Source organism: Streptomyces sp. NPDC085866, assembly GCF_044541035.1.
In the GTDB taxonomy this organism is placed as follows: Bacteria; Actinomycetota; Actinomycetes; order Streptomycetales; family Streptomycetaceae; genus Streptomyces.
In genome coordinates this window covers 622,765-636,497 of sequence record NZ_JBITSQ010000002.1, presented here as the reverse complement: position 1 = coordinate 636,497, position 13,733 = coordinate 622,765, and the positions used below count along the sequence as shown (strand labels likewise).

1 protein-coding gene is annotated in these 13,733 nt (G+C 75.1%); it reads right to left on the bottom strand.

The annotated features are described in order from the left end of the window. Positions 1–4: 4 nt before the first annotated feature. Positions 5–13,729 (bottom strand): SDR family NAD(P)-dependent oxidoreductase, encoded by a 13,725-nt coding sequence (locus ACIF83_RS06180; RefSeq protein WP_399723831.1) that lies wholly within the window; start codon positions 13,727–13,729, stop codon positions 5–7. Between the last annotated feature and the right edge of the window lie 4 nt (positions 13,730–13,733).

The window sequence follows — 13,733 nt, the reverse complement described above, 5'->3', positions numbered from 1 at the left end:
TTCCTCACTGCTGCTCCCAGGAGCGGAAGGCCCGCAGGTGTTCGGGGGTGGTCACGACGTCCAGCCGCTCGTCGTCCGGGTCGCCGCCGCCGAGTGCGGCGAGCAGCCGGCGGGCGGGGGCGTTGCGCGGGGTGCGCTCCGCGGTGAACCGGACCTTGGCGCAGCCCAGCTGTTCGGCCCGGTCGGCGATCCGGCCGAGCAGCCGTTCCTCGACGCCCCGGCCGAGAGCGCGGCAGCTCATCAGCCAGGCGAGCACGTCGAGTTGGTCCCCGTCGGCCTGGACCGCGAACAGGGCGATCTGACCGTAGTCGCCGAACCGGTCCCGGGCCGCCGCAGTCCACACCTCGCCCCGTTCACGCCACCGGGCGAGGTCGCCGCCGTCCGCGGACCGGGCGTGCAGGGTGAACTGGTTGGTGCGGCGCACGAGTTGCTCGCCCCGCTCGACATCTGCGTCGCCCAGCTCGCGGATGTCCACCTCGAGGTTCAGCTGGGCGAGGAACTCCTCGAACCCGGCGCCCTCGCGGACCGCGTCCCGCTCACGCTCCTGTGCGTAGAACCGGGCCCGCAGGGCGTCCTCGGCGGTCGCCGCGACCGGGACGAGCGGCCACAACCGGCCGAGGAACGCATCGAGTTCGGCGGCCGGCGGGCACGTCACGGACAGCACCTGCGGGTGCATCGCGCGCATCTTCGCGATCTCGGCCGGGTTGTCGTCCAGGAACAGGAAGCTGTCCAGGCCGAGGTTGAGGGTGCGGGCGGCCTCGGCGAGGCGGTCGGGCTTGGGGTTCCAGGCGGCGGAGACCACGCTGAAGTGCTCGGCCTTCAGCAGGCTGTCGGGCCGGTCGAGTACGGCGCGGACCGTCGCCTCGTCGTTGTTGCTGACCAGTGCCAGCAGCGCGCCCGCTTCCCGCCACCGCAGCAGCCTGCGGGCCAGCCGGGCGCGGGAGCCGGTGAGGTCCACCGCCTCGGGGCCGGCCTCACCCGCCACTCCACCCCACAGGGTCTCGTCGCCGTCGACGGCGATCACCTTGGGCGCGGGGCGCCGTACGGCCCGTACCACCTCGGCCAGACGCAGCGCCACGGCTGCCTGGAAGGGCGGGGTGAAGGGCAGGTGGGCGAGGCGCTCGGTGCGCTGGTCGAAGCGGTCCTCGACGGTGTGGTGCCGGGACCACTCGTCGGGGCCGAGCACCGCGATGCCGGGCAGTTCGGCCAGGTCGGCGGCGATTCCGCGCTCCCAGTCGAGGAGGCGGGCATCGGCCCGGGCGGTCGGCAGGAAGCCGACGACGAGCGGCCTGCGGGTGCGTTCGGCGAGGGACTTGAGCGCGTCCGGGTAGGCGCCGCGCAGTTCGGCGAGGACCGTGTCGTCCACCGGTCCGAACCGCTCCAGGTCGGCGGCCCGCAGCAGGACGACGCCCACCGTGGTGGCCGGGTCGGCGAGGACGCCGGAGGGGTCCTGCAGGGCGGCGAGCACCTGGTGGTACGGCGCCTCGGCGACCGTCGCCCGCTCGTCCTCCAGCGCCGCCTCGCACATCAGGGGCAGGTTGCCTAGGGCGAAGGTGGCGGCGAGGGCGAGCCGCGGTCCCTCGACCGGTGTCCGGTGAGCGACCGTCGTGCTCTCGCGCACGACCACGGTCGCGTCCTCGGCGGTCTCCGCGAGCAACTTCAGGAACTCCTCGCCGAGTTCGGTTGCGGTGTCCGCGTCCAGGATGTCGAGGTTGTGGTCGAGCCGGACGGTGCCCGAGTCCGGAGTCATGGTGATCATCAGGTCGAGGTCGGTGTGGCCGACGCCGGCGGGCAGCACTTCGAGGTGGGTCAACCGGCCCGAGAAGCGGACGTAGTTGAAGTACACCTCGACGAGCGGTGCGTTGGCGCGGTGCAGGCCCTGCCGGGCGAGCGTGGCGAGGACGTCGGAGAACATGGCGCCCTTCGCCAGGATCCGCTGCAGGCGCTGGTCGGTGCGGAGCAGCACGTCCGCGACCCGCTCCCCGGCCGCCGCCTGGGCGGGGAAGGGCACGGGGACGCCGAAGAAGCCCACCGCGCCGTACGCGTCGGCGTGGATACGGGTGTCCACGGGCACGGCGAGCGCGAACCGCTCCCGCTCCCGCATCCTGGCCAGCAGCACGGTGAGGGTGCCGAGGCAGAACGCGGCGGGCGTGACGGTCAGAGCGCTCGCCGCGGCCGAGACCCGCTCCATGAGACCGTCCGGGACGGCCACGGTGACGCTGCCGGACCGGTAGGAGCGGGTCTCCGGGCGCGGCCGGGCCAGGGTCAGGTCGAGCCGTTCGCTGCCCTGGAAGGCCGCGCGCCAGTCCTCGCCGGGGCCTTCGCCGCCGCCTTGCTGGGCCTCGATCAGCAGGTCGATGTCCCGGTTGGTGACGGCGCCGTCCAGCGGGGTGCCGGAGAGTTCGGCGTCGATCTCGGCGGCCACGAGGAGCAGGGACTGCAGGTCGCTGACCGCGTGATGGGCACCGAAGACGAGGATCTGGCCCTGCGGGCCGCCGTCGGCGAGTTCGAAGCGCCACAGCGGCGGGACAGCCAGGTCGAACGGCGGCTCCAGGAGCAGCCGCAGCCGCTCGGCGGCGTCGGCCTGCGTGGTCTCGGTCCACCGCAGCAGCGGCGTGGGCGGCTGCCGGTCCACCCGCAGCTGCCGGCCGCCCTCGTCGCCGGTCACGACGGCGGTGCGCAGGGCGGCGTGGCGGGCGGCGAGCCGGTCCAGGATGCCGCCGAGGGCCTCCGGGGTGGTCGGCGTCCTGAGCCGTACGGCCAGGCCGACGCCGTGGGCCGCGTGGGGCATGTCGGGCTGGGCGCTGCGCAGGAGTCGTACGACGTCCCGGGTCGCGGGCCGCAGTTCGGTCTCGGGCACGTCCTGCGCGGATGAGCTGCCCGCCCCCTCGGCGGAGGCGGTCCGCTCGGCGGGGGCGGCGCGCTCGGGCAGGGCCTCGCCGAGGGTGCGGGCGAGGCTGCGGACGTCGGCGGCGGAGAACACGTCGGCGGCCGGGAGTTCGACGCCCAGCTCGCGGGCGAACGCGTTGCGCAGCCGGACCAGCATCAGCGAGTCCAGGCCCAGCTCCTTCAGGGCCGTGGTGGCGAACACGTCCACGGCACCGCCGGAGACCTCGCCGACCCGGGCCCGTACGTAGGTTTCGAGCCACTCGGTGCGTTCCTGCCCGGGGGCGGCCGCGAACACCTTGTCGACCAGGTCGTCGGTGTCCACGCCACCGGCCGGGGCGGTCACCAGGTCGGCGAGCAGCGGGCGGCTGCGTGCCGCGTCCGGGTCGAGGGCCAGCAGTTCCCAGTCGAGGGCGATCGGGGCGAGCTGGCGGCGGGCGGTGGTCAGCACCCGCTCGAAGAGTTCGCCGCCGTCCTGCGGGGAGAAGGCGACCAGTCCGGAGCGGCTGGTCTCGGCTGCCCGGGTGCCGGACTCGGCGACCATGCCGACGCCCGCCCAGGCCCCCCAGTCCAGGCTCAGCGCCCGCCGGCCGGTCCGGGAGAGGTGGTGCGCCCAGGCATCGAGGAAGGCGTTCGCCGCCGAGTACGGGCTCTGCCCGGCCGAGCCCAGCAGACCGGCCACCGAGGCGAACAGGACCAGGTTCCCGGCCTCCGGAACCAGTTCGGTGAGCAGGGCGGTGCCGAGCACCTTGGGCGCGAGGACGCGCCGGACGCGCTCCTCGGTGAGGTTCGCCAGGGTGGCGTCGTCCAGGACACCGGCGGCGTGCACCACGGTGGAGACCGGGCCCGCCTCGCGGCGCAGCGCGTCCAGGGCGGCGCTGAGTCCGGCGCGGTCGGCGACGTCGGCGCGGGCGAGGTGCACGGTGACGCCCCGCTGTTCGAGGCCCTGTATCCAGGCGGTGGCAGCCGTGTCGGGCGTGCCGCGGCTCAGCAGGGCGAGCCGCCGGGCGCCCCGGCGCACCAGCCGTTCGGCGACGACACGGCCGAGGCCGCCCAGGCCACCGGTGATCAGGTGTACGCCGTCCGGCAGTTCGGGGTGGCCGCCTTCGTCGGGGCGGGTACGGGCCAGGCGCGGGACGAGCCGGCCGGTGCCGCGCAGCGCCACGAGACGCTCGTCGTCGGCGTGCCACAGCTGGGTCCACAGCGCCTCGGCGCCGCCGTCGGCGGGCAGGTCGACCAGCGTGGTGGCGAGTTCCGGGTGCTCCTGGGCCACGGCGAGTCCGAAGCCCCAGGCGAGGGCCTGCTGCGGCTGGGTCACCGCGGTGCTGTCACCGGCGGCCTGGCTGCCGCGTGCGACGACGAACAGGCGCGGTGTCCGGCCCTTGGGCCGCTCGCGCTCGGTGAGGGTCCGCACCAGGTGCAGGGTGGTCAGACAGCAGAGCCTGGCGGCCTCCTCGGCACTGCGGTCGTCGCAGACCGGCGGGGCGTCGAGCGCGGACAGCTGGACCACCCGCTCGGGCGGCGCGTCCGCGAAGGCCTCGTCCAGGAGCCGGGCCCATTGGGCCGGGTCGGCCGGGTCGAGGACGTAGCGGCCGGGGCCCTCGACGTCGTACGCGGCGCCCCGGCGGGCGACGACGTGCGGTGCCAAGTCGGCCAGCCGGGACGCGAGTTCGTCGGCGACTCCGGTCTCGTCGGCGACGATGAGCCAGCTGCCCCCGGCAGGCGGCTCCTGCGCCGCGGGGCGGGGCTGCCAGCGGGTCTCGAAGAGGGCGCCGTCCAGCGGGGAGAGCGCGGCGAGCCGGAACTCGTCGGCTGCGAGGACGAGTCGGCCGTCCTCGTCCCACAGGCGCAGGTCGAGGAGGGCGGTGTCGCCGTCCACCGCGCGCAGGTCGCAGCTCACCCAGGCGGGTGCGGTGCGCAGGCCGGTGAACCGTACGTGTCCGGCACCGGCGGGCACGAACGCCCGGCCCTGTGGGGCGGCCGCGGGCAGCGCGGCCGTGTGGAAGGAGGCGTCGAGCGTGGCCGGGTGCAGGAGGTGACCGGCGGCGGGCCGGGCGGCCAGGCGGGCCACCGCTGTCGTGCCACCGTCCCGGTGGCCCTCGGTCAGGCCCCGGAAAGCGGGGCCGTAGTCGATGCCGAGGGCGGCCAGCCCGGCGTAGACGGCGGGCAGGTCGACGTGTTCGGTGCAGCGTTCGCGCAGCGCGGCGAGTTCCGTGCCCGCGCCCGCCGCCGGCTCCGCAGTGAGAGCGATGCGCCCGGTCACGTGCCGCTCCCACCGCGGCCGGCGCGCACCGGCGGGGGCCGAGGCGACGGAGAACTCCCGGGAGCCGTCCTCCGCGGGCCGCAGCACCAGTTGCAGCCGTACGGGCCGGTCGGCGTCCAGTCGCAGCGGCTGGACGAACCGGACGTCGGCCAGCTGCACCTCGTCGCCGTCGGCGAGCGTGCTCGCGGCCTCCAGCGCCATGTCCAGGAAGGCGGCGCCCGGCAGCCACACCTCGCCCGTGACCTGATGGTCGGTCAGATAGGCGAAGCGGCTGTCGTTCAGGTCGATCTCGCTCTGGAAGAGGTCCCGGTCGGGTTCGTCGCTGGCCTGGACGTGGGTGCCGAGCAGCGGTGAGCCGCCGGTGGAGGTGGCCTGGACGGGGGCGAGCCAGTGGCGTTCGCGGGCGAAGGCGTAGGTGGGCAGGTCGGCGCGGCGGCCGTGCGGGAAGAGCGCCGTCCAGTCGGGCGTGTGTCCGGCCTCGTACAACTCCCCCAGCCTGCCGAGCAGTACGTCCTGTCCGTCCCGGCCGCGGCGCAGTGAGCCGATGCCCACCGCGTCGATCCCGGCCTCGGCGGCGACGGCCTCGATCGCCGCGGTGAGCGAGGGGTGCGGGCTGAGTTCCACGAAGTAGCGGTAGCCGTCGTCGAGCATCCGGCGGACGGTGTCGGCGAAGCGGACCGGCCGGCGCAGGTTGTCGAACCAGTAGCCGGCGTCCAGACCCTCCCCGGTGACGGGTTCGGCAAGCACCGACGAGTAGAGCGGGGTCGGTGTGCGCGTCCCCCGGATGCCGGAGAAGCGGTCGAGAAGTTCCGCGCGCAGCGGTTCCATGAGCGGGGTGTGCGAGGCGAACGGCGTCGACAGGACGCGCGTGGAGACGCCCCGCTCCTCCAGGTGGCGACGCAGTGCGGTGAGCGCGGCCGCCTCACCGGAGACGGCGGTGGCACCGGGACTGTTGACGGCTCCGACGAACAGCAGGCCGCCATAGGGCTCCAGCAGCTCCTCGACGTCGGCGAGCGGCAGCTCCACGGCGAGCATGCCGCCCTGCCCGACGAGCGGGACGACCGCTGCGGCCCGCCCGGTGACGGCGGTGACGGCCTCGTCCAGGGTGAGGGCGCCGGCGCTGTAGGCGGCGGCGATCTCGCCCAGGCTGTGGCCGACGACCGCGTCCGGGGTGACGCCGAGCTCCCGCCAGGCGGCGGCCAGCGCGGCGTTGACGGCGAACAGGACCGGCTGGAGGTATTCGGTGCGGTCGAGCGGCGAGAACTCCTCGGGTGCGCGCAGCACGTTGAGCACCGACCAGCCCGCCTGCCGCTCGACGGCGGCGTCGATACGCGTCAGCTCCGTCCGGAAGGCCTCCGACTGGGACAGCAGCTCCAGGCCCATGCCGGTCCACTGACCGCCGTGCCCGGCGAACACGAAGGCGACCTTGCCGGTCCGGTCCTCGCGGGGTGCGGGCACGGGCCTGCGCCCGCTGCCCAACGCCTTGAGGGAGGCGAGCAGTTCGTCCCGGTCGCCCGCGACGACCGCGGTGCGCCGGTCGAAGTGGCTGCGGTGCCGGGCCAGGGTGTGGGCGACGTCCGGGAGGGCGGTGTCGGGGGTGACGTACCGGGCGAGCCGGGCCGCCTGCCCGCGCAGAGCGGCTTCACTGCGCCCGGAGAGCAGGAACAGCCGTTTGCCGTCCGGGAGCTCCGGGTCCTGCAGCTGCCTGGCGGGAGCTTCCTCCACGATGACGTGGGCGTTGGTGCCGCTGATGCCGAAGGCGCTGACCCCGGCCCGCCGCACCCGCTCCTCCGTCGCCGGCCAGGCGACCGCTTCCTGGAGCAGACGGAGCCCGCTGCCGTCCCACTCGACGTGCCGGCTCGGCGTGCCGGCGTGCAGCGTGCGGGGCAGGGTCTGGTGGCGCAGCGACTGCACGACCTTGATCAGCCCGGCGACACCCGAAGCGGCCTGCGCGTGGCCGATGTTGGACTTCAGCGAACCCAGGTACAGCGGGCGGTCCTGGGGGCGGGAGTCGGCGAAGACCTCGGCCAGGGCGTTGGCCTCGATCGGGTCACCGAGGGTGGTCCCGGTTCCGTGGGCCTCGATGTAGTCGAGGTCGGCGGGTGCCAGCCCGGACAGCTCCAGCGCGCGGCGGAGCACCTGTTCCTGGGCCGGGCCGTTGGGCGCGGACAGGCCCTGGCTGCGGCCGTCCTGGTTGACGGCCGTGCCGCGCAGCACGGCGAGCACCTCGTCGCCGTCGCGCTCGGCGTCGCTCAGCCGCTTGAGGACGAGCATGCCGGCGCCCTCGGCCCAGATCGCGCCGTCGGCGTCGTCGGAGAAGGACCGGCAGCGGCCGGTCGGGGACAGGCCGCGCAGGCGGCTGAACTCCACGAAGGTCTGCGGGGTGACCATGAGCGTCACCCCGCCGGCCAGGGCCAGGTCGCACTCCCCGGCACGCAGGGCCTGGGCGGCCAGATGCGTCGCGACCAGGGAGGACGAGCAGGCCGTGTCCACGGTCAGGGCCGGGCCGTGCAGGCCGAGCGCGTACGCCAGCCGGCCGGAGGCGACGCTGAGCGCCGAACCGGTGCCGACGTAGCCGTCGAGCTGGTCGAGGCGGGAGCCCGCCAGGTAGTCGCTGCCGAACATGCCGACGTACACGCCGGTGGTGCTGCCCGCGAGCCGGGCGGGTACGATTCCGGCGCGCTCCAGCGCCTCCCAGGCCGTCTCCAGCAGCAGCCGCTGCTGGGGGTCCATGGCGGCGGCCTCCTTCGGGGTGATACCGAAGAAGCCCGCGTCGAAGGACTCGATGTCGTCCAGGAAGCCGCCCTCGCGGGCGTAGGACTTGCCGAGGGCGTCAGGGTCGGGGTCGTAGAGCGCCTCCACGTCCCAGCGTCCGGCCGGGAACGGGCCGACCGCGTCCCGGCCTTCGGCGACCAGCCGCCACAGGCCGTCCGGGTCGCTCACCGAACCGGGCAGCCGGCAGGTCATGGCCACGATGGCGATCGGTTCGTCGCCTGCGGGCGCCGTCGTCCGAGCCCGCCGGACCTGGACCTTGCCCGAGGTGCGCCCCAGCACGGTGGCCAGAAGGTACTCGGCGAGCCGGTCGACGGTGGGGTGGTCGAAGAGGAGGGTGGCGGGCAGGCGGGTGCCGAGGCGGGCCCCGATGCGGTTGCGCAGTTCGACCGCGGTGACGGAGTCCATGCCGAGGTCACGCAGCGGCTGGTCGGGGCGTACGGACTCGGCCGAGCGCAGGCCGAGGGCGCGGGAGGCCTCGTCACGGACCAGGGCGAGGACGCGCTCGGCCCGCTCGGGCTCGGGCAGCCGGGCCAGGCGGTCGGCGAGGGCGTCTGCCCCGGTGCCGCGCGGCGCGGGCAGCAGCGAGCGCCACAGGGCGGTGCCGCCCGCGTCCGACTGGCGCAGGCGGGGCAGGTCGAGGGCCCAGGCCACCAGGTGTGGGGCGGTGCGACGCAGGGCCAGCGCGACGAGGTCTCGGCCCTGGTCCGGGGTGAGCGCCCGGTGGCCGAGCCGGGCCATGCGGTCCAGGTCGGCGTGGGCCGCGGCGAGGCCCTCACCGGCCCAGGCGCCGAAGGAGATCGAGCTGCCGGACAGCCCCAGGGCCCGCCGGTGGTGGGCGAGTTGGTCGAGGAAGGCGTTGGCGGCCGCGTAGTTGCCCTGGCCCGCGTTGCCCACGACACCCGCGGCCGAGGACACCAGCAGGAACAGGTCCAGCGGGGTGTCGGCGGTGAGCCGGTGCAGGTGGAGGGCTCCGTCGACCTTGGGTCGCAGTACCCGCGCCAGCCGCTCGGGCGTCAGCTCCGCGACGACCCCGTCGTCGAGGATCCCGGCGCAGTGCACGACTCCGCGCAGGGGCAACTCCTCGCCGGCACGGGCGAGTACGTCGGCGACGGCGGCCGGGTCGGTGACCTCGCAGGCGACGACCTCGGCCGCGGCGCCGAGCGCGGCCAGCTCGGCGACCGCCTCGGCCGCGCGGGGATCCTCGACACCGCTGCGCGCCGTCAGCAGGAGCCGGGGAACGCCTCGTTGGGCGAAGAGGCGGGCGATGTGCCGGCCGACGGCACCCAGACCGCCGGTGATCAGGACGGTCCCGTCCGTGGGGAGGTGACCGGCCCGGCCCTGCTCGTGTCGGTCGGGGCGTGCGCGCACCAACCGCGGGACGAACAACGCCCCTTCCCGAAGGGCGAGTTCGGGTTCGTCGACAAGGCCTGCTGTCGCCCTGAGCGCGGACGCGGGGTCGCCGTCGTCCAGGTCCAGCAACGTCAGCCCGAGGTCCGGGTGCTCGGCACGGGCGCTGCGGGCCAGCCCCCACAGCACCGACTGTGCGTATCCGGCGACGGGGTCGCCGTCGGCGGCGGCGACCGCGCCGTGGGTCACCCACACCGTCCGGGCGGGCGTCCGGTCCTCGGGGAGCTCGATGAGCCGCTGCAGCTCGGCGAGCGCAGTGGCCGCCAGCTCGTGGGCTCCGGAAGTCGGTTCGTCGGGGCGCGGCCAGAATCGTACGGCGACGTCGGCACCCGTCTCGCCCAGCGCGAGGCCTTGTAGAGCGGCCTCCACCCGCGGATCGGCCGGGTCGCCGGCCACGGTCCAGGTGAGGTCCGGCGCGGCGGCCGGCGCTTCCTCGGTGACGGCCGTCCAGGCCACCTCGTACAGGTGCCGGGCGTTCTCCGATCCGGCGTCGAGGTCGGCCGGGTCGGCGGCGCGCAGGCGTACGGCCTCCAGGCGTCCGGCGGGCAGGCCGTCGGCGTCCCAGAGCGTGACGTCCAGGGTGAGGTCCGAGTCGGCGTCGCCGGTGCGCAGCACCCGTACGGTCAGGTCGCCCGCGCCGCCGTGGGGCAGGACGCAGCGGCCCACGGCGACGGGGAGCAGGGCACGTCCGTCGGCCGCTCCGAAGGCGGCGGTGACATGCAGGGCGGCGTCCAGCAGGGCCGGGTGCACCGGGTACGGGTCGGCTGCGTCGCGGGCGGTGGAGGGCAGGGAGAGCCGGGCGAGGAGTTCTCCGTCGCCGGTCGTGACCGCCGACCGTACGCCCTGGAAGGCGGGCCCGTAGCCGAGACCGAGGGCGGCCAGGCGGTCGTACGTCCGCGCGGCCCAGGCCTCTTCGGCGGTGTCGGGCCACTGCGGCGGGCGGCCCGCGGTGAGCGGGGTGGACTCGGCCGCGGAGGCGGTGGCGTGCAGGGTCCAGCCGGGGGCGTCCTGGCCGCGCGGGCGGCTGTGCACGGTGATCTCGGGTACGGCACCGGCGGTGACGACCTCGACCGAGACCTCGACCGTGCCGGTGCCGGGCAGGACGAGGGGGCTGAGCAGGAGCAGGTCGGTGACGTCGACCGCGTCGTCCGGGCGGGCCACGGCGAGCGCGGCACGGCACAGCTCCATCAGGGTGGTGCCGGAGACCACGGTGCGGCCGAACACCGTGTGGTCGGGCAGCCAGTCGGCGGTGGCCGGGGACCACTCGTTGCGGAAGGTCCAGCGGGTCTCGTCGGCGGACTGGAGCTGGATGCCGAGGAGCGGATGCGCGGCCTGGTCGAACAGGGCCGGGCCGCCGGTGGCGGTCTCCGGTTCGATCCAGTGGCGCTGTGCGTCCCAGGCGTAGGTGGGCAGGTCGGCGGTGTCGCCGTCGGGGACCAGGCGGCGCCAGTCGATCCGCCGTCCGTGGACGTGGAGTTCGGCGGCGGCCCGGTCCAGGCAGGCGGGGCCGTCCTCGTCGCGGCCCAGCGAGCCGACGGCGGTCAGGTCGTGGCCGGTGTCCTCGCCGAGGGTGCGCAGCGCGGTGAGCAGGGCCGGGTGGGGGCTCAGTTCCACGAAGTGGCGGTAGCCGTCGGCGAGCATGCGCTCGACGGCGGGCGCGAAGCGGACGGTCTCGCGGAGGTTGGTGTACCAGTAGCCGGCCTCCAGCTCCTCGGTGACCGGTTCGGCGGTGACCGTGGAGTACCAGGCGATGTCCGTCGGGTACGTGGTCACGCCGTCGAGCTCGTCGAGGATCCGGTCGCGGACCGGTTCGACCTGGGCGCTGTGGGAGGCGTAGTCGACGTCGAGACGACGCACGAACACCTGGCGCGCTTCGAGGCGCGCGAGCAGCGCTTCGACCGCTTCGACGGTGCCCGCGACCACGGTCGCCCGGCCGCTGTTGACGGCGGCGACCGAGACGGGTCCGTCGAGTTCGGCCCGGACCTCGTCGTGGGGCAGCGCGATCACGGCCATGGTGCCGGTGCCGGACAGGTCCGTCAGGGCCTGGCTGCGCAGGGCGACGACGGCGGCCGCGTCGTTGAGGCTGAGTGCGCCGGCGACGCAGGCCGCGGCGACCTCGCCCTGGCTGTGCCCGATGACGGCGTCCGGGCGGATGCCCCGGGCGCGCCACACGGCGGCCAGCGACACCATCACGGCGAACAGGGCGGGCTGGACGACATCCACGCGGTCCAGGGACGGGGCGCCGGTGTCGCCGCGCAGCACGGCGGTCACGGACCACTCGGTGAACGGGCGCAGCGCCGCGTCGCAGCGGTCGAGCTCGTCGGCGAACACGGGGTCCCGGTCCAGCAGGTCGCGGGCCATGCCGGCCCACTGACTGCCCTGGCCGGGGAAGACGAAGGCCAGCTTGCCTGCGGGGACGGTCCGCTGCGGGCCGGTGGTGCGGTCGGGGTCGGGGTGTCCGTCGGCGAGGGCGCGCAGGGCGTCGACGAGCCGGGGGCGGTCGGCGGCCCGGACGACGGCCCGGTGGTCGAAGTGGGTGCGGTGGTGGACGAGGGTCGCGGCGACCGCGGGCAGCGGCAGCTCCGGGCGTGTCTCCAGGGCGTCGAGCAGCCGGGCGGCCTGGCCGTGCAGGGCGGGGAGGCTGCGGGCGGAGAGCGGGAAGAGGGTGGGGGCGGCCTGCCGAGCGGGAGTGTCCGCGGTGGCGGGTTCCGGCGCTTCCTGTACGAGGACGTCGGCGGTGGCGGGTTCCGGCGCTTCCTGTACGAAGGCGTCGGCGGTGGCGGGTTCCGGCGCTTCCTCCAGGATCACGTGGGCGTTGGTGCCGCTGATCCCGAAGGCGCTGACCCCGGCCCGGCGCACCCTGTCCGCGGTGCGCGGCCAGTCCTGTCCGGCGTTCCGTACGTGCAGTCCGCTGCCGGTCCAGTCGATCCGGTCGGTGAGGCGCTCGGCGTGCAGGGAGGCCGGCATGTGTGCGTGGCCGAGCGCGAGGACGGTCTTGATGACGCCGCCGATGCCCGCGGCCGCCTGGGTGTGGCCGATGTTGGACTTCAGGGAGCCGATGCCGAGGGGGTGGTCGGCCGGGCGGTCGGGGCCGAACACGTTGGCCAGGGCGCGGAGTTCGATGGGGTCGCCGAGCCGGGTGCCGGTGCCGTGGGCCTCGACGTGGTCGAGGTCGTGCGGGGTGAGCCCGGCCGCGTTCAGGGCGGCGCGCACCACCCGTTCCTGCGCCGGGCCGTTGGGGGCGCTGAGGCCCTGGCTGCGGCCGTCCTGGTTGATTGCCGAGCCCTTGACGACGGCCAGGATCCGGTCGCCGTCCCGGCGCGCGTCCGCGAGCCGCTTGAGCACGACGAGACCGCAGCCCTCGGCCCACACGACGCCGTCCGCGTCGGCGGAGAACGGGCTGCACCGCCCGGACGGGGACAGCCCGCGCAGCCTGCTGAACTCGACGTGGCCGCGCGGGGTGACCAGCAGGGTGGCCCCGCCGGCCAGGGCGAGATCGCACTCGCCGCTCGCCAGGGCGCGCGCCGCCAGGTGCAGGGCGACCAGCGAGGACGAGCAGGCGGTGTCGACGGTCACCGCCGGCCCCTGCAGGCCGAGGGTGTAGGCGATGCGCCCGGAGGCCACGCTGGCCGCCGATCCGGTGCCGACGTGTCCGTCGAGCTGGGTGAGCGGCGCGGCGGCGAGATAGCCGCTGTCGTACAGGCCGAGATAGACGCCGGTGGAGCTGCCGTTCAGGGACTCCGGGAGGATTCCGGCGCGTTCGATCGCCTCCCAGGTGGTCTGGAGGAGCAGCCGCTGCTGGGGGTCCATGGCGGCGGCCTCGCGCGGGGAGATACCGAAGAAGGCCGCGTCGAAGCGGTCGATGCCGCCGTCGAGGAAGCCGCCGCGCAGGGTGTAGGCCTTGCCGACGGCCTCGGGGTCGGCGTCGTACAGGCCCTTGGTGTCCCAACGGCGGGCCGGGACCTCGGAGATGGCGTCCTCGCCCGTGGTCAGCAGCCGCCACAGGGCCTCGGGGTCTTCGGCGCCGCCGGGGAAGCGGCAGGCCATGGAGATGATCGCCACGTCGTCGCCGGGGCCGGTCCGCTCCACGGCCGTATCCGGCAACGGCGTTTCCGCCCGCTGCGGTTCGAAGACGGCCTCCGCGACAGCGGCGATGGTGGGGTGGTTGAAGACGAGGGACGGTTCCAGGAAGCGGCCCGTCAGCGTGCCGAGTTCGGCGGCCAGGGTGACCAACTGGCGTGATCCAAGACCGAATTCGGCCAGCGGACGGTGCGGATCGACGTCCGCCGGGTCGGTCCCGGCCGCCTCGGCGACGGCCGATGCCAGCCAGGCCCGGACGCCCTCGGAGGTCGTCAGGGACGGCTCGGGGGTGTGCTTCGGGGACTCGTTCGCAGGCATCTGG